The organism is Pseudomonas sp. F3-2 (genome assembly GCF_038804275.1).
Taxonomy (GTDB): Bacteria; Pseudomonadota; Gammaproteobacteria; order Pseudomonadales; family Pseudomonadaceae; genus Aquipseudomonas.
Genome location: NZ_CP152388.1, coordinates 518,396 through 538,822, shown reverse-complemented (window position 1 = coordinate 538,822; position 20,427 = coordinate 518,396). Strand labels below are relative to the sequence as shown.

The window sequence follows — 20,427 nt, the reverse complement described above, 5'->3', positions numbered from 1 at the left end:
TTCGATTAAGGAGGTGATCCAGCCGCAGGTTCCCCTACGGCTACCTTGTTACGACTTCACCCCAGTCATGAATCACACCGTGGTAACCGTCCTCCCGAGGGTTAGACTAGCTACTTCTGGTGCAACCCACTCCCATGGTGTGACGGGCGGTGTGTACAAGGCCCGGGAACGTATTCACCGCGACATTCTGATTCGCGATTACTAGCGATTCCGACTTCACGCAGTCGAGTTGCAGACTGCGATCCGGACTACGATCGGTTTTGTGGGATTAGCTCCACCTCGCGGCTTGGCAACCCTCTGTACCGACCATTGTAGCACGTGTGTAGCCCAGGCCGTAAGGGCCATGATGACTTGACGTCATCCCCACCTTCCTCCGGTTTGTCACCGGCAGTCTCCTTAGAGTGCCCACCATAACGTGCTGGTAACTAAGGACAAGGGTTGCGCTCGTTACGGGACTTAACCCAACATCTCACGACACGAGCTGACGACAGCCATGCAGCACCTGTCTCAGTGTTCCCGAAGGCACCAAACCATCTCTGGTAAGTTCACTGGATGTCAAGGCCTGGTAAGGTTCTTCGCGTTGCTTCGAATTAAACCACATGCTCCACCGCTTGTGCGGGCCCCCGTCAATTCATTTGAGTTTTAACCTTGCGGCCGTACTCCCCAGGCGGTCAACTTAATGCGTTAGCTGCGCCACTAAAATCTCAAGGATTCCAACGGCTAGTTGACATCGTTTACGGCGTGGACTACCAGGGTATCTAATCCTGTTTGCTCCCCACGCTTTCGCACCTCAGTGTCAGTATGAGCCCAGGTGGTCGCCTTCGCCACTGGTGTTCCTTCCTATATCTACGCATTTCACCGCTACACAGGAAATTCCACCACCCTCTGCCCTACTCTAGCTTGCCAGTTTTGGATGCAGTTCCCAGGTTGAGCCCGGGGATTTCACATTCAACTTAACAAACCACCTACGCGCGCTTTACGCCCAGTAATTCCGATTAACGCTTGCACCCTCTGTATTACCGCGGCTGCTGGCACAGAGTTAGCCGGTGCTTATTCTGTCGGTAACGTCAAAATTGCAGAGTATTAATCAGCAACCCTTCCTCCCAACTTAAAGTGCTTTACAATCCGAAGACCTTCTTCACACACGCGGCATGGCTGGATCAGGCTTTCGCCCATTGTCCAATATTCCCCACTGCTGCCTCCCGTAGGAGTCTGGACCGTGTCTCAGTTCCAGTGTGACTGATCATCCTCTCAGACCAGTTACGGATCGTCGCCTTGGTGAGCCATTACCTCACCAACTAGCTAATCCGACCTAGGCTCATCTGATAGCGTGAGGTCCGAAGATCCCCCACTTTCTCCCGTAGGACGTATGCGGTATTAGCGTCCCTTTCGAGACGTTGTCCCCCACTACCAGGCAGATTCCTAGGCATTACTCACCCGTCCGCCGCTGAATCAGGGAGCAAGCTCCCTTCATCCGCTCGACTTGCATGTGTTAGGCCTGCCGCCAGCGTTCAATCTGAGCCATGATCAAACTCTTCAGTTCAATACTGCAATCGGGTTTTGAGAAAACCCTATAAACTTGGCTCAGCAATCGTTGGTTAAACCATGATTTCTCGTGGAGTAACTTGCGTTGCTGATAATCTTGCGACTTCAGTCTTACTGCACAAGCACCCACACGAATTGCTTGATTCAGTTGTTAAAGAGCGGTTGGTCAAGAGCCTTTCGTCTCAACCGAGGCGCGCATTCTACAGCGTCCTCATCATCTGTCAAGCGGTTATTTTCAGAAGTTTTCAAAGTTTCCTTTGCAACTTCAACCACTTGCGCTTCGTTCGACTTGGCGTCTCACGTCAGCGGGAGGCGAATTCTACAGCGTTACAATCTGCTGTCAACCACCTTTTTTCACCGCTGCCGATTCAGTGACCTGAATCGAAGCCCCTCCGCGCCGCTTACTTCGTCTAACTCGTTGAATCTCAAGGAGTTTTTCGTTTCGTCTGCGCCGGAAGTGGGGCGAATTATAGAGACATTGAGAGGGGCGTCAAGCACTAATTCAAACTTTATTCCCGATTCAGCGTAACGCGCCCGAAAGCCTTCTTCCCGGCCTGACAAACATGGGTCGCGCCGATCTTGAAGATGAAACCGCGATCCACGACTTCACCATCTATACGTACGCCACCGGAAGTCAGCAGATCACGAGCGACTGCGGAGTTCTTGACCAAGCCTGCCTTATTAAGGACAGCGGCAATCGGCATGTCTTCGGCTGCCGACAAGGCGATCTCCGGCAAGTCGTCAGGCAGTTCGCCGTCTTTCATGCGATTCCCGGCGGAGCGATGCGCCGAAGCTGCGGCTTCCTCACCATGGAAACGAGCAACGATTTCCTCGGCCAGCTTGATCTTGATGTCGCGCGGATTTGCACCCTTCTCGCAGTCGGCCTTGAAACCGTCGATCTCTTCCATGGACCGGAAGCTCAGCAGCTCGAAGTAGCGCCACATCAATGCATCCGGAATGGAAACCAGCTTGCTATACATGATGCCGGGCGCTTCCTGGATACCAACGTAGTTACCCAGCGACTTGGACATCTTCTTCACGCCATCCAGACCTTCCAGCAACGGCATGGTCAACACGCACTGAGCTTCTTGCCCGTATGCACGCTGAAGCTCGCGCCCCATCAGCAGGTTGAATTTCTGGTCAGTACCGCCAAGCTCGACATCAGCTCGCAACGCCACCGAGTCGTAGCCCTGCACCAATGGATACAGGAACTCATGGATTGCAATGGACTGGTTGGATTTGTATCGCTTGTCGAAGTCATCGCGCTCGAGCATCCGAGCGACGGTGTATTGGGAGGACAGGCGTATGAAGTCGGCCGGACTCAGCTGATCCATCCAGGTGGAGTTGAAGGCCACTTCTGTTTTAGCGGGATCGAGAATCTTGAAGACCTGCGCCTTGTACGTTTCGGCGTAATCAAGAACCTGCTCGCGAGTCAGCGGCGGGCGCGTGGCGCTCTTGCCGCTAGGGTCACCGATCATGCCGGTGAAGTCGCCAATCAGGAAGATCACCTGGTGACCCAGATCCTGGAATTGGCGCAGCTTATTAATAAGCACCGTGTGACCCAAGTGCAGATCAGGAGCCGTAGGGTCAAAACCGGCCTTGATGCGCAGTGGCTGACCACGCTTGAGCTTCGCGATCAGCTCGGACTCGACAAGGAGTTCATCTGCGCCACGCTTGATCAGCGCTAGCTGCTCTTCAACCGACTTCATAACCGCCCCGTAAGCCTTATTTCAAAGGGAAACAACCATACAAGATCACCGCCCAAATACAAGTTCCGGCAACAGGTGCTCGACGAATCGCGGAACGATCCGATCGCAAGCTTGCCTCAGGCGAGATTTGGTTATATTTTATACAGTTATTTCATCTTCATCATGTCATTCATCTTTTCCATTTCACCTTTTTTCAAAGTCAAAATTACTTATGAACGACACTCCGCCTAAAGCGCCGCCGCTTTATCCGAAGAGCCACCTGCTAGCTGCCAGCGGTATCGCAGCCTTGCTGAGCCTGGCGCTTCTGGTTTTTCCATCCAGCGATGTCGAAGCCAAAAAGACCAACCTGTCCCTCGAGCTGGACACGCCATCTGATCAGTTCAAGCAAGAACAAGACGCTCAGGATCAGACTCAAGCCACAGAGCCACCTGCAAATTCTCCGTTTGCGCAAATCGACAACAGCGCTGACGAGCCCGATAACACCGCCAACGCCGAGACACAGACCCCGACTGCAAAGCCTGAAGCGGTCGCGGCAGCCAAAAGCCCGAATCACAGAGAAGTCGTGGTTTCCAAGGGCGATACCCTCTCGACGCTGTTCGAGAAGGTGGGCCTTCCACCGGCCACCGTTCATGAAGTCATCGCCAGCGACAAGCAAGCCAGGCAGTTCAGCCAGCTCAAGAACGGTCAGGTTCTGCAGTTCGAGCTTTCGCCTGAGGGCAACCTCAAGCAATTGCACAGCAAGCTCAACGATCTGGAGAGCATCAGTCTCTCGCGCACCGACAAGGGCTACACCTTCACGCGTGACGTCAGCAAACCGAACGTCCGCACGGCCTACGTTCACGGGATCATCAGCAACTCATTGTCGCAATCGGCACAGCGCGCAGGCCTGAGCCACAGCATGACCATGGACATGGCCAATATCTTTGGCTACGACGTGGATTTCGCTCAGGACATTCGCAAGGGTGACGAATTCGACGTCATTTACGAGCAGAAGGTCGTCAACGGCAAGACGGTCGGCACTGGCAACATTCTCTCGGCGCGCTTCACCAACCGCGGCAAAACCTACACCGCTGTTCGCTACACCAACAAGCAAGGCAACACCAATTACTACACGGCCGATGGCAACAGCATGCGCAAGGCGTTCATTCGCACGCCTGTCGAGTTCGCGCGCATCAGCTCGATGTTTTCCATGGGACGCAAGCACCCGATCCTGAACAAGATCCGCGCGCACAAAGGCATCGACTATGCCGCGCCGCGTGGCACGCCGATCAAGGCGACCGGTGACGGCAAGGTCATTCTGGCCGGGCGTCGTGGCGGCTACGGCAACACGGTCATCATTCAGCACGGCGAAACCTATCGCACGCTGTACGGCCATATGCAGGGCTTCGCCAAAGGCATTCAAAACGGGTCGAACGTCAAGCAAGGTCAAGTCATCGGCTATATTGGAACGACCGGCCTGTCGACAGGTCCGCATGTACATTATGAGTTCCAGGTAAATGGCGTTCACGTTGACCCGTTGGGGCAGAAGCTGCCGATGGCCGACCCGATCGCCAAGTCCGAAAAACAGCGGTTCATGCAAGAAAGCCAACCTCTGATGGCGCGCATGGACCAGGAAAAGGCCACCATGCTGGCCTCGAGTAAGCGCTGACCCATGACTTTATATGTAGGTGTAATGTCCGGAAGCAGTCTTGATGGACTCGACTTCGCCCTCGTTGAACAGGATGACCGACCACGTCTGCTCGGCACCTATTACATTCCTATGCCGGATGATCTGCGCGCCGAGCTTCTGGGCCTTTGTGCCAGCGGTCCGGATGAACTGGCGCGCGCAGGTATTGCGGAGCAGAAATGGGTTCGCCTGGCAGCCCAGGGCGTTCATGCCCTGCTGGACCAGCAGAACGTACTTGCCGGCGAGATCCGCGCCATCGGCAGCCACGGTCAGACCATTCGCCACGAGCCGGCGCGTGGTTTTACCGTGCAGATCGGCAACCCTGCCCTGCTGGCAGAGCTGACCGGGATTACTGTCGTCAGTGACTTCCGCAAGCGCGACATCGCCGCAGGCGGTCAGGGTGCTCCCCTGGTCCCCGCTTTTCATGAAGCACTGTTCGATGACAACAAGGACTATCGCGCCGTCCTGAACGTCGGCGGATTCAGCAACCTCAGCCTGATCGAGATCGACAAGCCGGTTTCAGGCTTCGACTCGGGGCCGGGCAACGTGCTGCTCGACGCCTGGATTCAAGCCCAGCGCGGCCTGAGCTATGACAAGGATGGGGCTTGGGGCGAGAGCGGGACGGTTAACGCCGACTTGCTGAAGTCCATGCTCAGTGACCAGTTCTTCCAGACCAAAGGCCCGAAGAGTACCGGACGCGAGGTATTCAACCTGGGTTGGGTTCACCATCACATGTTTCAGCTGCCAACGCTGAAACCTGAGGATGTGCAGGCGACATTGCTGGAGGTGACGGCGCTGAGCATCACCGAGTCTCTCCAATCGGCTCAGGCACAGACCAAAGAACTGCTGGTGTGTGGCGGCGGTGCGCACAACAAGGCGCTGATGAAAAGACTGGCTGCACTGCTGCCAGACACGAAGGTCTCCAGCACTGCGGAATTCGGTGTCGACCCTGACTGGGTCGAGGCGATGGCCTTTGCCTGGCTTGCGCATTGTGCGCTGGAAAGCGTGCCGGCCAACCGCCCAAGCGTCACCGGCGCTGCGGGACTGCGTGTACTCGGTGCGATCTATCCTGCGTAGCCGATACGCTGCACCCCGAAATACAAAACGCCGCGCATAAGCGCGGCGTTTTCGTTTGCAGCGTATGACTCAGATGGAGAACGACGATCCGCAACCACAGGTGGTGGCGGCGTTCGGGTTCTTGATCACGAAGCGAGAACCTTCGAGACCTTCCTGATAGTCCACTTCAGCGCCTGCCAGATACTGGAAGCTCATCGGATCGACGACCAGGCTGACGCCCTCGCGCTCGACAATGGTGTCGTCGTCGGCCACATCTTCATCGAATGTGAAGCCATATTGAAAGCCGGAACAGCCCCCGCCGGTCACGAATACACGCAACTTCAGGCGGTCATTACCCTCTTCGTCGACGAGGGTCTTCACTTTGTGCGCAGCACCGTGAGTGAATTCCAAAGCCACTGGAGTGAAGGTTTCAACGCTCATGCTCAAAGTCTCCCGGCGCTAAGCCGTCATAATGCGTAATGCGCGCATTATCCGCTTGTCCTAGAAAATTGGTCAACTATTCTGACGGCAGCGAGTAGCTTCAAGCGATAAGCTGCAAGCTAAAAGCATCATGTGCGCCTTCCAACTTGCAGCCTGAAGCTCGCCGCTGGCGGCTGCCTTAAGGCAGCATTCCGGCGTGCGACAGGCCCATGCGCTCGTCCAGTTCAAACATGATGTTCATGTTCTGCACAGCCTGACCCGACGCGCCTTTGACCAGGTTGTCGATGACCGAGAGCACCACGACCAGATCGCCGTCCTGTGGACGATGCACTGCGATGCGGCAGACGTTGGCGCCGCGCACGCTGCGGGTCTCCGGGTGACTTCCGGCTGGCATGACGTCGACGAAAGGCTCGTTCGCGTAGCGCTTTTCGAACAACGCCTGCAGGTCGACCGACTTGTCCACAACGGTCGAATACAAGGTGGCATGGATGCCGCGAATCATCGGCGTCAAATGCGGGACAAACGTCAGGCCGATGTCTCCGCCCGCGGCACGGCGCAGTCCCTGACTGATCTCGGGAAGATGGCGGTGACCTTTTACCGCGTAAGCCTTGAAGCTCTCGCTGGTTTCCGAGTACAACGAACCCACGCTGGCGCCGCGGCCTGCGCCACTGACGCCGGATTTGCAGTCGGCGATCAGGCGGGTCGGATCGGCAAGCCCTGCTTCGAGCAATGGCAGGAAACCCAACTGCGTCGCGGTCGGGTAGCATCCAGGAACGGCGATCAGGCGAGCGCCCTTGATTTTTTCGCGGTTGACTTCTGGCAGCCCGTAAACGGCCTCGTCCAGCAGCTCCGGTGCGCCGTGCGGCTGGTTGTACCACTTGGCCCACTCCACAGGATCCTGCAGACGGAAGTCGGCGGACAGATCGATCACCTTGGTGCCGGCCGCCAGCAGTTCGCCTGCCAAGGCGTGGGCCACCCCGTGGGGCGTGGCGAAGAACACCACATCACAGGCGCCGAGGACCTTGACGTCCGGAACGCTGAACGCCAGGCCGTCATAGTGGCCGCGCAGGTTCGGGTACATGTCGGCGACTGGAAGGCCCGCCTCGGAGCGCGAAGTGATCGCTACCACTTCTGCTTCTGGATGTTGCGCCAACAGACGCAGCAACTCGACGCCGGTGTAACCCGTGCCGCCGACGATACCGACCTTGACCATAATCTGCCCTCAACGAAACCACTGGAAAGCCGCTGATAATATGGGCCCGTCGCCTGCGGGACAACCGTGAACGTGACGTACGGGCGTTCAAGCCACTACTATTTGCGCCACCGTGATCCTGGAAAAAACCAAAAATGCTCTACCTCTGGATAAAAGCGCTGCATATTGTTTCGATCGTCTGCTGGTTCGCAGGCTTGTTCTACCTTCCGCGACTGTTCGTCTATCACGCGATGAGCGAGGACAGCGTCAGCCGCGAGCGCTTCTGCACCATGGAGCGCAAGCTCTACCGGGGCATCATGGGCCCGGCGATGATTGCAACGCTGGTGTTCGGCATCTGGCTCATCACGCTCACCCCCGGATTTCTCCAGCAAGGCTGGATGCACGCCAAACTCACGCTGGTGGTCCTGCTGATCGGCTATCACCATGTCTGTGGCGCACAGGTCAAACGCTTTGCCCGCGGAGAAAACGGCCGCAGCCATGTTTTCTATCGCTGGTTCAACGAAATCCCTGTATTGATTCTTCTGGCTATCGTCATTCTGGTGGTCGTCAAGCCGTTCTGATTGCAGCCCTTCGAGTCGCATTTCACTCAAGACAAGGAAGCCGCGTATGGCCGAACACTTCAAGATCGTTTTCGAGGGGCAGCTGCGGCCCGGTGTAGAGCTGGAAACCGCGCGTCTTAATCTAGCCCAGTTGTTCAAGAGCGACGTGTCTGGCATAGACCGCCTGTTCGCGACCCGGCCGGTGACGGTCAAGCGCGGCCTTACTCAGGACGATGCGCAGCGTTATCTGAAAGCGCTGAACGATGCGGGCGTGGAAGGCCGGATCGAGCCCGAAGAACCCTTGACCTTGAGTCTTGATGAGGTCGAGCAGGCCACGCCGCAGACACCGGCCTTCGAACCCGCCGTTTCGCCCTACGCGCCACCTCGAGCATCGGCTACCCAGGACTGGCCGGATGTCGGCGCGCTCAAAGTGTTCAGCGTACAAGGCCGGATCGGCCGCTTGCGCTATCTGGCGTGGAGCATGGTGCTGGTTCTGGTGGCCATGGTCATCAGCGGCGTCTGCTTCGCGATACTGAGTGTGTCGCTGATTGCCGGCGGCCTGCTTGGCACCATCGCCCTCGTGGCGGTGATCGTGGTGTGCATCCAGATTGGCGCGCAACGCCTGCATGATGCCGGCTGGTCGGCGTGGCTGCTGTTGCTCTATCTGGTGCCCATCATCGGCACGTTCTTTCCCCTCTTGCTGATCGCTATTCCCGGCAATGCCGGCCCGAACGCGTATGGTCCGCCGCCGCCTCCCAACAACCGAGGGGTCAAGATTCTTGCGACGCTGTGGCTGCTGGTCCTTGCTCTGGTGTTCATCGGCGGGGTCAGAGACGGTTTCCAGAGCATTCAGGACGAAGTAGAGGCAACCACTGGCGATTACGAGCAGTCTCTGCCTTATGACGACGATGACGCAGCGCAACCTGAGGTACCCGTTGATCCTGCAGATATTGGTGACTCTTCGGACAACGAAGACGACCAATAACCTACTGGCAGCAAGGAAGCTGTCTCAACACTCGCGACATCCTGACTGGAGAATCGCATGACCCGTTACGCCCTGGTCACAGGTGCATCCAGCGGCATTGGCCTGGCCCTGGCCGAAGCGTTGGCCCGCCGAGGCCGCAACCTCATTCTGGTCGCTCGCCACCGGGACATGCTGGAAAGCATCGCTATCGAGTTCACTCAGCGCTTCGGCGTCGAGGTCCTGTTCCGTGCCTGCGATCTGGGGGAGCCACTGCGCCTGTCGGGATTTCTGCTGGAGCTCGAAGAAGGCGAGCGGCAGATCGACCTGTTGGTGAACTGCGCGGGAATTGGCAACAGCGGCCCGTTTCTGGCGCAAGAATGGGCGCAGGAGCAGGACCTGCTGGACCTCAACGTGCTGGCATTGACGCGCCTGTGCCACACCGTTGGCAATCTGATGGCCGTTCAGGGTGGCGGGCAGATTCTCAATGTCGCGTCGATCATGGGCTTTCAACCCGGCCCGTGGATGAGCACCTATGCTGCCAGTAAGGCCTACGTCCTGCATTTTTCCGAAGGCCTGCGCGAAGAGCTGAAAAAGACCGGCGTGAAGATTTCAGTCTTGTGCCCGGGGCCGACCCGAACGTCGTTTTTCCGCACCGCGCAGCTGAGCGCTGATAAATTCACCGACGACAAGACCATGACGGCGGAAGAGATCGCGCTGTGTACCGTTCGCGCACTCGACAGGAACCGCGCAGTGATCATTCCAGGCTGGCGCAACCGGTTCATAACCCGCTTGCCTCGCCTCACCGGCCGTTGGATGACGCGGAAAATCTGGGGATCGCTGCTCAAGTCACGCACCTCAGCCTGATCAACCAAGCGCTACAAACGACTGGGCGCAGCGCGACTCGCTCAGTACACTCGGTTCATTCCCCCAGAAACGGAGAAACAAGGCTGTGGAAACTCTGTTCACCAAGATCATCAACCGGGAGATACCGGCCAAGATCATCTACGAAGATGATCAGGTGCTGGCGTTTCACGATATCGCCCCTCAGGCGCCGGTGCATTTTCTGGTTATCCCGAAAAAGCCGATCCGCACCCTCAACGACGTCACCGAAGAAGATAAAGGCCTGTTGGGCCACATCCTCTTTACCGCGCAGCGTCTGGCGAAAGAGCAAGGCTGCGAGGACGGTTTTCGCGTGGTGATGAATACCAACGAGAAAGGTGGCCAGACCGTCTATCACATTCACATGCATGTGCTGGGCAAGCGCCAGATGACCTGGCCGCCGGGCTGAGTCGCGATATCAATGAGTTACGCCCGCCGAGTGTCTGGCATGCACCTCGGCGGGCTGACGCAGAACAAGCCTCGCCACATCGATTGAGGTAGACTGGCCGCCGTGGATTCATCCGGAGGTGCCCATGGCTACCGAACGTCACTACTCCCCTATCGATCGTTTTCTACTTCAGGCCGATGCCGCGATGAAGACGCTGCTGCCTGCCAGCGCGCATTCCCATCGCCCCTCGCCTGCCATCGTCCAGCCCGACACCAAGATGAGCGAGACCGACACCCGACACGTTGCCGGCCTGATGCGCATCAACCATACCGGCGAAGTGTGCGCCCAGGCGCTGTATCAGGGTCAGGCGCTGACGGCGAAGTTGCCCCACGTGCGCAAGGCGATGGAGCATGCGGCTGAAGAAGAAATCGACCATCTGGTGTGGTGCGAGCAACGCATTCATCAGCTGGGCAGCCATACCAGCGTGCTCAACCCTGTTTTCTACGGTATGTCGTTCGGGATCGGTGCAGTCGCCGGCCTGATCAGCGACCGTGTGAGTCTTGGCTTCGTCGCAGCGACCGAAGATCAGGTGTGCAAGCATTTGAACGAGCATCTGGAACAACTGCCAATTGAGGATGAAAAATCCCGGGCGATTCTTGAGCAGATGCGTGCCGACGAAGAGCAACATGCCGAGGGTGCCATTCAGGCGGGCGGCTTCCGCTTTCCGGCACCGGTCAAATTTGGCATGAGCCTGCTGGCCAAGGTCATGACCAAGAGTACGTATCGGATCTGATGATCCGGGATTGATGTTGTTGGACACAAAAAAGGCGCCTCGATCGGCGCCTTTTTTGTTTATGCGGTTAGTCTTCAGACCGGCATGTTGCGGCCGTAGAAGATTTCCAGCATTTCGTGCTTCACGCGGCCAGTGACCTGTTCGCGCTGCTCCGGCGAAAGGTTGCTGGTCGCATCGCCGAACAGGTAGTTATCCAGTTCGAACTGCTTGAGCAGCATCTTGGTGTGGAACAGGTTTTCCTGATACACGTTCACGTCAGTCATCTGGTAGCTGTCGCGGGTGTCTTCGGAGAGGTAGTTCTGGATCGAGTTGATCTCGTGATCGATGAAGTGCTTCTTGCCTTCTACGTCACGGGTGAAGCCGCGCACGCGATAGTCGACGGTGACGATGTCGGACTCGAACTTGTGAATCAGGTAGTTCAGCGCTTTGAGCGGAGAAATCACGCCGCAGGTCGAAACGTCGATGTCCACACGGAACGTCGCAATGCCGTCGACCGGGTGAATCTCGGGATAGGTGTGAACCGTGATGTGGCTCTTGTCCAGGTGCGCAAGGATAGTCTCCGGCAACGGACCTGGGGATTCTTCGATCTGGCTGTCGGTTGGCGTAACCGGTTGCTCGGAGATCAAGATCGTGACACTGGCGCCTTGTGGGTCGTAGTCCTGACGGGCGATGTTCAGGATGTTCGCGCCAATGATATCGACAACATCAGTGAGAATCCGCGTCAGGCGCTCAGCGTCGTACACGCTGTTGATGTACTCGACGTAGGCCTGCTGATCCTGCGGGGTTTCCGCATAGCAGATGTCATAGATGTTGAAGCTCAAGGTCTTAGTCAGGTTATTGAACCCGTGGAGCTTGAGTTTGCTTTTCACCGTTAAAAACTCTCTATATGGGTGCGGCCCAGGCCGCGTGATCAAGCATGCCCGTCAACTGAGCCCGGCTCAGCTGCGTAGGACGGTTAACACCTCTTCGCGTTGGCGATTTTGGTTGTCTGGTCGGAGGCGAGCCAGGAAGGTCCCGGCAGTCGCGCCCTGAAAAAGGGGCGCATTATGCAGACGTCAGAAGTCGCATGCCATAGCCTGCGCCGCTTTTATGAAAATTGGGCGTTGATCAGCCCAGCTCGATGATTTCGTAATCGTGGGTAATTTCCACGCCTGCGTTGCCGAGCATGATCGACGCGGAACAGTATTTCTCGGCCGACAGTTCGATGGCCCGCTTGACCTGAGTCTCTCTCAGACCGCGGCCCTTGACGACGAAATGCAGGTGGATCTTCGTGAACACTTTCGGATCCTCGGTCGCGCGCTCGGCTTCAAGGAACGCTTCGCAGCTTTCGATCGGCTGGCGTGCTTTCTTCAGGATGCTGACCACGTCGAAGTTGCTGCAGCCACCCAGACCGATCAGCACCATCTCCATAGGGCGCACGCCCAGATTGCGACCGCCGCTTTCCGGCGGACCATCCATGACAACCACGTGACCGCTGCCGGATTCGCCAAGAAACATGGCCTCACCCGCCCATTGAATACGCGCTTTCATCGCCAGGACTCCCATGCTAGAAAAAAGGCGGCCAGCTTAGCACAGGGCCGCGATGTCGCAGCGTCGACCGGAAATGCCGATCCGCGACAGAAACGTAGGAAATTTCGGAAAAAATGGCAATTTGCCGCTGTGGAACTGTGTCAAATCGGAAATACTGCCGATACCTATAAGAATGCCTCCGGGCGCAGTTTTTTACGGGATACAGCCATGGTCGCCATGACCCCTCCGAACAAGTTGAAAATCGCCGACAAGCTTCTCCCCTACGCACAACGGAGGCGATGCCCAGCCAAAAGCAACATCATCTGTGCCGGAGAGCAGTCGGAGTCGCTGTACCTGATTATCAAGGGTTCGGTGACGATCCTGATCGAGGATAACGAAGGCCGGGAGATGATCGTTGCCTACCTCAACAGCGGCGATTTCTTCGGCGAACTGGGACTTTTCCAGCAAGCGCCGAGCGGCTCACAGCGAAGCGCATGGGTGCGCGCCAAAACGGAATGCGAAGTGGCCGAGATCAGCTACGCCAAATTCCGCGAGCTGAGTCAGCACGATCCCGAATTGATGTACGCCATAGGCGGACAAATGGCGGAGCGTTTGCGCAATACCACGCGCAAAGTGGGCGACCTGGCGTTTCTGGACGTGACCGGTCGCGTTGCGCGCAGCCTGCTGGACCTGTGCAAGCAACCGGACGCGATGACCCACCCCGACGGCATGCAGATCAAAATCACCCGCCAGGAAATCGGCCGGATCGTCGGGTGCTCGCGGGAAATGGTCGGGCGGGTGCTCAAGTCACTGGAAGAACAGAATCTGGTGCATGTGCGCGGCAAGACGATGGTGGTGTTTGGCACGCGTTGAATTCGCGAGCTGCAGAGGCAAGTTTCAGAGCTGAGCGAACATGCGTGCGTACCGGTCGCTTAAACGGGAGACGAAATCCGGCGCGGCGAACAGCTCGTGCAACGCTATATGACTGTCCGCTCGGCATCGCTGCTCCAGATCACACATCTGGTTGAAGCGGTTGACGGCATTCACCATCTCCAGCCGCTCGTTGTCGAGCAGCATTGCACCATGAGCCAAAACCACGGGCCGCTGACCGCCCTGGCTCTGGCGCCAGCGCTGAGCCGTACCGACCATTTTGCGACCGCTGAGGTTAACGTTGAATCGACCGTCGCAGAACGCACCATCTACCTCGCCGAGAGACGCCTCGCCGCCCAGTTCCGTCAACACATCGAGCATCGGCTGACACAAGCGCATGTAAGCTTTTTCAATGCGGTCGCGATCCAGGTCGGATTTGGGCTGAACGTAGACGAGCGCCACGTTTACCGTGGCCGGAGACTGCGGAACCGGTTCGCCGCCGCTTTCGCGCAGCAAAATGGGCCAGCCGATATCAGACAGGGTTTCGCTGGCTTCCGTGAAACCGCCTGATCGACTGAGGCGGCGCGGCATCACCAAGGCGTGATCGGACGGCCGCCAGAACAACAACCCGTAATCGGCATCTCCCGCGCAGACCGAAGCCAGCAAGTCCTGCTCGGCCTTGAGCCCCTCTTCTACGCCGATGTCGATCACCTGAGCGGTCATGTTGCCTCCAACCTGAATGTGCCAATGCCTCTGTAGGAGCGGGCGGGCATTCGACGAGGCCATTGCCGTCAACCTCGTCAGCACCTGAAGCTCAGGCGGGTGCCAGTACGATTTTTCCTGCAGATAGAGCGGTATGGATCGTGTTCAATCCAGGGAGCTGGATTTGATCGCAGTGCCTTTTTCAGGGAAAAACAGGCGCTGCAACTCCACACCCGGTTTTTCAGCGCGCATGAATGCCTCGCCGACCAGGAACGAATACACCTCGTTGATCTCCATCAGCTCGACATCGGCGCGGTTGAGGATCCCGCTTTCGGTGACCACCAGGCGATCGCGCGGAATACGCGGCAACAGATCGAGCGTGGTTTCCAGGCTGACCTCAAAGGTGTGCAGGTTGCGGTTGTTGATGCCGACAAGCGGCGTGTCCAGGGTTTTCAGCGCACGCTCCAGCTCATCGCCATCGTGAACTTCGACCAGGACGTCGAGGTTGTTGGCTTTGGCGACCGCTGCCAATTCGGCCATCTTCACGTCATCCAGCGCCGACACGATCAGCAGGATGCAGTCGGCGCCCAAAGCTCGAGCTTCGACGATCTGGTAAGGATCGATCATGAAATCCTTGCGGATCACCGGCAGCTTGCAGGCACCGCGCGCTTCTTTCAGATAGGCATCGGCGCCCTGAAAGAAGTCGATATCGGTCAGCACCGAAAGGCAGGTTGCGCCGCCGGCTTCATAACTTCTGGCGATTTCGGCCGGCTGGAAGTTTTCCCGGATCACGCCTTTGCTCGGCGAAGCTTTTTTGATCTCGGCAATCACGGCCGGTTGCTTTCGCTTGGCCTGCTCGATCAACGCCGCGGCGAACCCACGCGGCGCATCGGCTGTGGCGACCAGCGTCTCCAGCTCGGAAAGACTGACGCTGGCGCGTCGTGCAGCCACTTCTTCGGCCTTGCGGGCGAGAATCTTTTCCAACACCGTCGGCACGCTCATCCTTCGTTCTCCTGCTTGAATACCGCGGTAAAAGCACCCAACTCTTCCAGCTTTTCGCGGGCAAGGCCCGTGTGCAGTGCGTCATGTGCAAGTGCCACGCCTTCTTTCAACGAAGAGGCATGATCTGCAGCATAGAGCGCGGCGCCTGCATTGAGCACTATCATTTCGGCGGCTTTCTGCCCGTGCTCGGTCTTGCGACGCCCCAATGCGTCGCGGATCAGTTCCAGCGACTGCGCCGGGCTGTCGACCACCAACCCGAACAAACTCTGGCTTTTCATGCCCAGATCTTCGGGTTGTACAGAATATTCGGTCACTTCACCGTTCTTCAGTTCCGCGACGAACGTCGGCGCGGCAAGGCTGAACTCGTCCAGACCATCCTGAGAGTGCACGACCAGCACATGTTTGCTGCCCAGCCGCAGCATGACTTCGGCCAGAGGCCGACACAGCGCCTGGCTGAACACGCCGATCACCTGATGCTTCACGCCTGCGGGGTTGGTCATCGGGCCGAGCATGTTGAACAGTGTGCGCAGGCCCAGCTCTTTGCGCGGGCCGGCGGCATGCTTCATCGCGCCGTGATGCGTCTGCGCGAACATGAAACCAATGCCTACGCTGTCGATGCAGCGCGCGACCTGTACCGGCGTCAGGTTGAGGTAGACACCGGCCGCTTCGAGCAGATCGGCACTGCCGCTCTTGCCCGATACCGCCCGGTTGCCGTGCTTGGCAACGGTGCAACCCGCCGCCGCGATGACGAACGACGCGGCTGTCGAGACGTTGAAGATGTTCGCCCCGTCGCCGCCGGTGCCGACGATGTCGACCACGCCATCCAGTGTGCCGAGCTGGACCTTGTCCGCCAGCTCGCGCATGACCGAAACCGCACCGACGATTTCATCGATGCTTTCGCTCTTCATGCGCATGCCCATCAGAAACGCCCCGATCTGCGCCTGCGTGCACTGCCCGGTCATGATTTCGCGCATGACGTCGCGCATTTCATCGGTGCTCAGGTCCAGGTGGTTAACGACACGGCCCAGCGCCGTTTTTATATCCATAGCCATTTCGAAGTGTCCTTAACCCTGACGAGTGCCGCCGGTCTGCTTGAGGAAGTTGGCGAACAGCTCATGACCCTGCTCGGAGAGGATCGACTCGGGGTGGAACTGCACCCCCTCGACGTTCAACGTTTTGTGGCGCAAGCCCATGATTTCGTCGACCGAGCCGTCTTCCAGCTGAGTCCAGGCCGTCACTTCCAGGCAGTCGGGCAGCGTCTCGCGCTTGACCACCAGCGAGTGGTAACGCGTCACGGTCAATGGATGTTTAAGGCCCTCGAACACGCCTTTGTCTTCGTGGACCAGATCGCTGGTCTTGCCGTGCATTACCTGACGGGCCCGCACCACGTCGCCGCCAAACGCCTGGCCGATGGACTGATGCCCCAGGCAGACGCCCAGGACAGGCAGTTTGCCGGCGAAATGTTTGATGACATCAAGGGACACGCCCGCTTCATTCGGCGTGCAAGGGCCCGGCGAGACGACGATGCGCTCTGGGTTGAGGGCTTCGATTTCGGCAACGGTCAACTCGTCGTTGCGGATCACTTTAACGTCGGCACCCAGTTCACCGAGGTACTGCACGACGTTATAAGTGAAGGAGTCGTAGTTATCGATCATCAGCAGCATGGTGCTTAACCTTTTGAATTACTGACTTCTAACGTGGCCTTCGATTTTCGGTCCACGGTTGTGCACGGTGTGTCGCGGGACGTGGTCCGGCGAGGCGGTGCTGACCGAGGATTCAGAAGGCATATCAATACAGGTCCGGCATGGCCGGCAGGGGAATAGTCAGGCGCGCCAACGCCAACGGGCGTGAGCCTTGATAACGCGCATCAAGAGTTTGCTGACAATCGACACAGGAAAGGTCTCGTTCATACGTTGCCGCACAGTAGCGTACCGACGCATAGGGCGCAATATCACCGTGCCCCGGTGGCGCGGGCCGAGCGCTATTTGGCTGGATTTGGACGTACTGTTCAAGAATCAGATCCGGGATATTGGGCAGGCGCAGAAACCGCACATGAAAAGCGGGCACACGGCCCGCTTTCACCGATCAGAACATCACGCCTCGGGCGTTTGTTCTGCCAACGCCACGGCGCGGAACATCGCGCGGCGTTTGTTCAGGGTTTCTTCCCACTCAAGCGCCGGCACCGAATCAGCGACAATACCGCCACCGGCCTGCACGTGCAGTTCGCCGTTCTTTATCACGGCAGTACGGATGGCAATCGCCGTGTCCATGTTGCCGTTCCAGGCGAAGTACCCCACCGCGCCGCCGTACACGCCGCGTTTGACCGGTTCCAGCTCGTCGATGATTTCCATCGCGCGAATCTTCGGCGCGCCGGACAGCGTGCCCGCCGGCAGAATGGCGCGCAGCGCGTCCATCGCCGTCAGCCCGCTTTTCAGCTGGCCGGTCACGTTGGAGACGATGTGCATGACGTTGGAATAACGCTCGATGACCATCTTCTCGGTGAGTTTCACCGAGCCGACTTCCGAGACGCGCCCGGTGTCGTTGCGGCCCAGGTCGATCAGCATCAGGTGTTCGGCGATCTCTTTATCGTCGGACAACAGGTCGACTTCCAGCGCGTGGTCGGCTTCCTCGGTCGCGCCGCGGGGACGCGTACCGGCGATCGGACGCACGGTGATCAGGTTGTCTTCGACGCGCACCAGCACTTCCGGCGAACTGCCGACAACGTGGAAGTCGCCGAAGTTGAAGAAGTACATGTACGGCGTCGGGTTGAAGCAACGCAGCGCGCGGTAGAGGTCGATCGGTGCAGCCTTGAAATCGATGGACATGCGCTGGGAGGGCACGACCTGCATGCAGTCGCCCGCCAGGATGTACTCCTTGATGGTGTCGACGGCTTTTTCGTAATCCGCTTGAGTGAAGCTCGACCGGAATACCGGATCTGCCGCTTGCGGACGGGTCAGGTCCAGGCCGCGCCGCGGGGTGATGGGCTGACGGAGTTTTTCCATCAGTTGCTCAAGCCGCGCCAGACCGCTCTCATACGCCTGCGGCTGCGCCGGATCGATCAGCACGATGGCGTGCATCTTGCCGGCCAGGTTGTCGAACACCACGACCGCATCGGACACCATCAGCAGGATATCCGGGACACCGAGTGGGTCCGGGTTCGGACATTTGCCCAGGCGCGGCTCGACATAGCGTACGCAGTCGTAGCCGAAGTAACCCACCAGACCGCCATTAAAACGAGGCAGGCCGGGAATGGTCGGGACGTTGTAACGGGCTTTGAAGGTTTCGACGAACGCCAGCGGGTTTTCGGTTTCGAGCGTTTCGATTTCGACGCCATCGTGGGTGACGCTGATCCTGTGATCGTATGCGCGCATCACGGTGCGGCATGGCAGCCCGATGATCGAGTAACGGCCCCACTTCTCGCCGCCCTGCACCGACTCCAGCAGATAGGAGTTCGGCTCGTCGGCGAGTTTGAGGTAGATCGACAGCGGCGTGTCGAAGTCGGCCAGGGTTTCGTGGGCAAGCGGAATGCGGTTGTAGCCGTCAGCGGCCAAACGCAGGAATTCTTCGCGGGTCATGTCAGCCTCGTGGTCTGAGGGTAAAACGGTCAGGTGTGCAAACGCGCCGGAGGGTCCGGCCAGATTCCAGTCAGGCGCGCCAACGCCAGCGGGCCAGGGCCTTGATGACTTTCATCCAGAGTTTGCGAGTGACCACCACGATGGATTCTCTAAAGGAGGGGGGTTGAACGTCGGGCAACGTTATCTCAGCCCCAAGATCTAAGCAACCGGGAATCAGTTTGCGCAAATCGTCGATCACCAGCGCCGGTGATTCCTCGGCAATCGGGCGACCGTGGTTGTAGCCATAGCTCATTGCAACACAGGCTACACCGGCCGCTTTCGCCGCCTGGACATCGTTACGCGAGTCACCGACAAACAGCGATTGCGAGCCCGGAACACCGGCCATTTTCATGACGAAGAACAACGCGGCGGGATCGGGCTTCTGCTGTGGCAGCGTATCGCCGCCAACGATCCAGCGGAAAAAACGCCCCAGCTTCATGTCATCGAGCAGCGGCGCCACGAAGCGCTCGGGCTTGTTGGTGATCAGGGCCATTTCGACGCCCTTTTTCTGCAACCACTTGAGGGTCTCGCGCACGCCGGGGTAAACCTTGGTCAACGCATGGTTCTCGCCGTAGGCTTCCATAAAGATGGCCAGTGCCGCGTCAGTGGATGCCTCGTCGACGCCTGAGTGGTCCATGTCGTTGGCCAGCGCGCGTCGTACCAGCACGCGCACGCCGTTACCGATCCAGTTGCGAACGCGCTCGATGCCCGCCGGAGCATGCCCGAGCTGAATCAGAGTCTTGTCCACGGCTGCGGCCAGATCCGGCACCGAGTCGACGAGTGTGCCGTCCAGATCGAACATGATCAGCTTGGGCAGACGACCCGGGAACAGCTGCTCGAAGCCGCTCATCAACGAGCCAGCGCCAGTTCTGCACGCATTTTCTCAATGACTTCCCGGTAGTCGGGCGCATTGAAGATGGCGGAGCCGGCAACAAACGTATCGGCGCCGGCAGCGGCGATTTCACGGATGTTGTTGACGTTGACGCCGCCGTCGATCTCAAGGCGGATGTCACGACCGGAGGCATCGATGAGCGCGCGGGCTTCGCGCAGCTTGTTGAGCGTACCGGGAATGAATTTCTGACCGCCGAAACCCGGGTTGACGCTCATGAGCAGGATCATGTCGACCTTGTCCATGACGTATTCGAGCAGGTTCAGCGGAGTCGCCGGGTTGAACACCAGGCCGGACTTGCAGCCGCCTTCGCGGATCAGTTGCAAGGAGCGGTCGATGTGCTGGGTCGCTTCCGGGTGAAAGGTGATGTAGGTGGCGCCCGCGTCGACGAAGTCGCCGATGATACGGTCAACCGGGCTGACCATCAGGTGCACGTCGATGGGCGCGGTGATGCCGTACTTGCGCAGCGCTGCACACACCATCGGGCCGATGGTCAGGTTGGGGACGTAGTGGTTGTCCATGACATCGAAGTGGACGATGTCGGCACCGGCGGCCAGGACATTGTCGACTTCCTCACCCAGACGGGCGAAATCGGCGGACAGAATCGACGGAGCAATTGCGAAGGGCTGCATGACGCACCTTTTATGA

Annotated in this window: 20 protein-coding genes and 1 rRNA gene; 8 read left to right on the top strand and 13 right to left on the bottom strand. The window is 58.4% G+C overall.

What is annotated here, in order from left to right:
• Nucleotides 1-6: 6 nt before the first annotated feature.
• Both AAGQ88_RS02380 and tyrS read right to left on the bottom strand, forming a co-directional pair.
• Nucleotides 7-1,543 (bottom strand): 16S ribosomal RNA (locus tag AAGQ88_RS02380).
• Between the two features lie 511 nt (nt 1,544-2,054).
• Nucleotides 2,055-3,254, bottom strand: coding sequence for a tyrosine--tRNA ligase (tyrS, locus tag AAGQ88_RS02375; RefSeq protein WP_285426051.1), 1,200 nt, complete (start codon nt 3,252-3,254; stop codon nt 2,055-2,057).
• Nucleotides 3,255-3,465: 211 nt separating this feature from the next.
• On the opposite strand from tyrS, the gene AAGQ88_RS02370 reads away from it, so the two are divergent.
• Nucleotides 3,466-4,902: a peptidoglycan DD-metalloendopeptidase family protein gene (locus AAGQ88_RS02370; protein WP_342654358.1), complete on the top strand. Its 1,437-nt coding sequence runs from the start codon at nt 3,466-3,468 to the stop codon at nt 4,900-4,902.
• Between the two features lie 3 nt (nt 4,903-4,905).
• A complete protein-coding gene (locus AAGQ88_RS02365; RefSeq protein ID WP_285426049.1) occupies nt 4,906-5,997 on the top strand; it encodes an anhydro-N-acetylmuramic acid kinase in 1,092 nt (363 codons plus the stop codon).
• Nucleotides 5,998-6,066: 69 nt separating this feature from the next.
• Here the strand turns inward: AAGQ88_RS02365 and erpA are convergent, their stop codons facing one another.
• Together erpA and argC are read right to left on the bottom strand one after the other, a co-directional pair.
• A complete protein-coding gene (gene erpA / locus AAGQ88_RS02360; protein WP_093468773.1) occupies nt 6,067-6,417 on the bottom strand; it encodes an iron-sulfur cluster insertion protein ErpA in 351 nt (116 codons plus the stop codon).
• Between the two features lie 178 nt (nt 6,418-6,595).
• The gene (argC, locus tag AAGQ88_RS02355) at nt 6,596-7,630 is read right to left on the bottom strand and encodes an N-acetyl-gamma-glutamyl-phosphate reductase (RefSeq protein ID WP_285426048.1); all 1,035 of its coding nucleotides are present in this window, start codon (nt 7,628-7,630) and stop codon (nt 6,596-6,598) included.
• 134 nt (nt 7,631-7,764) lie between these two features.
• Here argC and hemJ point away from each other — a divergent pair, with 134 nt between their 5' ends.
• The 5 genes from hemJ to coq7 all read left to right on the top strand — a co-directional run bounded on the left by hemJ (nt 7,765) and on the right by coq7 (nt 11,193).
• Nucleotides 7,765-8,190, top strand: coding sequence for a protoporphyrinogen oxidase HemJ (gene hemJ / locus AAGQ88_RS02350; protein WP_093468767.1), 426 nt, complete (start codon nt 7,765-7,767; stop codon nt 8,188-8,190).
• Between the two features lie 46 nt (nt 8,191-8,236).
• Nucleotides 8,237-9,154, top strand: coding sequence for a DUF805 domain-containing protein (locus tag AAGQ88_RS02345; protein ID WP_342654357.1), 918 nt, complete (start codon nt 8,237-8,239; stop codon nt 9,152-9,154).
• Between the two features lie 57 nt (nt 9,155-9,211).
• Complete coding sequence (locus AAGQ88_RS02340) at nt 9,212-9,997, top strand: SDR family oxidoreductase (RefSeq protein WP_342654356.1); 786 nt, start codon at nt 9,212-9,214, stop codon at nt 9,995-9,997.
• Nucleotides 9,998-10,082: 85 nt separating this feature from the next.
• Entirely contained in the window at nt 10,083-10,421 is a 339-nt protein-coding gene (locus AAGQ88_RS02335) for a histidine triad nucleotide-binding protein (RefSeq protein ID WP_074752196.1), read from the top strand.
• A 124-nt stretch (nt 10,422-10,545) separates the two neighbouring features.
• On the top strand, nt 10,546-11,193 hold the full coding sequence (gene coq7, locus AAGQ88_RS02330) for a 2-polyprenyl-3-methyl-6-methoxy-1,4-benzoquinone monooxygenase (protein ID WP_285426045.1): 648 nt from the start codon (nt 10,546-10,548) through the stop codon (nt 11,191-11,193).
• Nucleotides 11,194-11,267: 74 nt separating this feature from the next.
• On the opposite strand, the gene speD is transcribed toward coq7, so the two are convergent.
• Both speD and AAGQ88_RS02320 read right to left on the bottom strand, forming a co-directional pair.
• Nucleotides 11,268-12,062, bottom strand: a complete 795-nt coding sequence (speD, locus tag AAGQ88_RS02325) for an adenosylmethionine decarboxylase (RefSeq protein ID WP_285426342.1) — start codon at nt 12,060-12,062, stop codon at nt 11,268-11,270.
• Between the two features lie 238 nt (nt 12,063-12,300).
• The gene (locus AAGQ88_RS02320; protein ID WP_342654355.1) at nt 12,301-12,723 is read right to left on the bottom strand and encodes an OsmC family protein; all 423 of its coding nucleotides are present in this window, start codon (nt 12,721-12,723) and stop codon (nt 12,301-12,303) included.
• Between the two features lie 207 nt (nt 12,724-12,930).
• Here AAGQ88_RS02320 and crp point away from each other — a divergent pair, with 207 nt between their 5' ends.
• Nucleotides 12,931-13,575, top strand: coding sequence for a cAMP-activated global transcriptional regulator CRP (crp, locus tag AAGQ88_RS02315; protein ID WP_342655726.1), 645 nt, complete (start codon nt 12,931-12,933; stop codon nt 13,573-13,575).
• Nucleotides 13,576-13,599: 24 nt separating this feature from the next.
• Here crp and AAGQ88_RS02310 read toward each other — a convergent pair whose 3' ends face one another.
• The 7 genes from AAGQ88_RS02310 to rpe all read right to left on the bottom strand — a co-directional run bounded on the left by AAGQ88_RS02310 (nt 13,600) and on the right by rpe (nt 20,411).
• Nucleotides 13,600-14,295, bottom strand: a complete 696-nt coding sequence (locus tag AAGQ88_RS02310; RefSeq protein WP_342654354.1) for a lipoate--protein ligase family protein — start codon at nt 14,293-14,295, stop codon at nt 13,600-13,602.
• Nucleotides 14,296-14,439: 144 nt separating this feature from the next.
• Complete coding sequence (trpC, locus tag AAGQ88_RS02305; RefSeq protein WP_342654353.1) at nt 14,440-15,276, bottom strand: indole-3-glycerol phosphate synthase TrpC; 837 nt, start codon at nt 15,274-15,276, stop codon at nt 14,440-14,442.
• Nucleotides 15,273-16,322: an anthranilate phosphoribosyltransferase gene (trpD, locus tag AAGQ88_RS02300; RefSeq protein WP_285426446.1), complete on the bottom strand. Its 1,050-nt coding sequence runs from the start codon at nt 16,320-16,322 to the stop codon at nt 15,273-15,275. Before trpD ends, trpC begins: the two co-directional genes overlap by 4 nt.
• Nucleotides 16,323-16,340: 18 nt before the next feature.
• A complete protein-coding gene (locus tag AAGQ88_RS02295) occupies nt 16,341-16,940 on the bottom strand; it encodes an aminodeoxychorismate/anthranilate synthase component II (RefSeq protein ID WP_342654352.1) in 600 nt (199 codons plus the stop codon).
• Nucleotides 16,941-17,369: 429 nt separating this feature from the next.
• On the bottom strand, nt 17,370-18,851 hold the full coding sequence (gene trpE, locus AAGQ88_RS02290) for an anthranilate synthase component I (RefSeq protein ID WP_342654351.1): 1,482 nt from the start codon (nt 18,849-18,851) through the stop codon (nt 17,370-17,372).
• Between the two features lie 70 nt (nt 18,852-18,921).
• Nucleotides 18,922-19,740 (bottom strand): phosphoglycolate phosphatase, encoded by an 819-nt coding sequence (locus tag AAGQ88_RS02285; RefSeq protein WP_342654350.1) that lies wholly within the window; start codon nt 19,738-19,740, stop codon nt 18,922-18,924.
• Nucleotides 19,740-20,411, bottom strand: a complete 672-nt coding sequence (rpe, locus tag AAGQ88_RS02280) for a ribulose-phosphate 3-epimerase (protein WP_342654349.1) — start codon at nt 20,409-20,411, stop codon at nt 19,740-19,742. Before rpe ends, AAGQ88_RS02285 begins: the two co-directional genes overlap by 1 nt.
• Nucleotides 20,412-20,427: the final 16 nt, after the last annotated feature.

Coding starts and splice junctions, on each gene's coding strand:
- tyrS (WP_285426051.1), bottom strand. CDS start 3,254: ATGAAGTCGGTTGAAGAGCAGCTAGCGCTGATCAAGCGTGGCGCAGAT.
- AAGQ88_RS02370 (WP_342654358.1), top strand. CDS start 3,466: ATGAACGACACTCCGCCTAAAGCGCCGCCGCTTTATCCGAAGAGCCAC.
- AAGQ88_RS02365 (WP_285426049.1), top strand. CDS start 4,906: ATGACTTTATATGTAGGTGTAATGTCCGGAAGCAGTCTTGATGGACTC.
- erpA (WP_093468773.1), bottom strand. CDS start 6,417: ATGAGCGTTGAAACCTTCACTCCAGTGGCTTTGGAATTCACTCACGGT.
- argC (WP_285426048.1), bottom strand. CDS start 7,630: ATGGTCAAGGTCGGTATCGTCGGCGGCACGGGTTACACCGGCGTCGAG.
- hemJ (WP_093468767.1), top strand. CDS start 7,765: ATGCTCTACCTCTGGATAAAAGCGCTGCATATTGTTTCGATCGTCTGC.
- AAGQ88_RS02345 (WP_342654357.1), top strand. CDS start 8,237: ATGGCCGAACACTTCAAGATCGTTTTCGAGGGGCAGCTGCGGCCCGGT.
- AAGQ88_RS02340 (WP_342654356.1), top strand. CDS start 9,212: ATGACCCGTTACGCCCTGGTCACAGGTGCATCCAGCGGCATTGGCCTG.
- coq7 (WP_285426045.1), top strand. CDS start 10,546: ATGGCTACCGAACGTCACTACTCCCCTATCGATCGTTTTCTACTTCAG.
- AAGQ88_RS02320 (WP_342654355.1), bottom strand. CDS start 12,723: ATGAAAGCGCGTATTCAATGGGCGGGTGAGGCCATGTTTCTTGGCGAA.
- crp (WP_342655726.1), top strand. CDS start 12,931: ATGGTCGCCATGACCCCTCCGAACAAGTTGAAAATCGCCGACAAGCTT.
- AAGQ88_RS02310 (WP_342654354.1), bottom strand. CDS start 14,295: ATGACCGCTCAGGTGATCGACATCGGCGTAGAAGAGGGGCTCAAGGCC.
- trpC (WP_342654353.1), bottom strand. CDS start 15,276: ATGAGCGTGCCGACGGTGTTGGAAAAGATTCTCGCCCGCAAGGCCGAA.
- trpD (WP_285426446.1), bottom strand. CDS start 16,322: ATGGATATAAAAACGGCGCTGGGCCGTGTCGTTAACCACCTGGACCTG.
- AAGQ88_RS02295 (WP_342654352.1), bottom strand. CDS start 16,940: ATGCTGCTGATGATCGATAACTACGACTCCTTCACTTATAACGTCGTG.
- trpE (WP_342654351.1), bottom strand. CDS start 18,851: ATGACCCGCGAAGAATTCCTGCGTTTGGCCGCTGACGGCTACAACCGC.
- AAGQ88_RS02285 (WP_342654350.1), bottom strand. CDS start 19,740: ATGAGCGGCTTCGAGCAGCTGTTCCCGGGTCGTCTGCCCAAGCTGATC.
- rpe (WP_342654349.1), bottom strand. CDS start 20,411: ATGCAGCCCTTCGCAATTGCTCCGTCGATTCTGTCCGCCGATTTCGCC.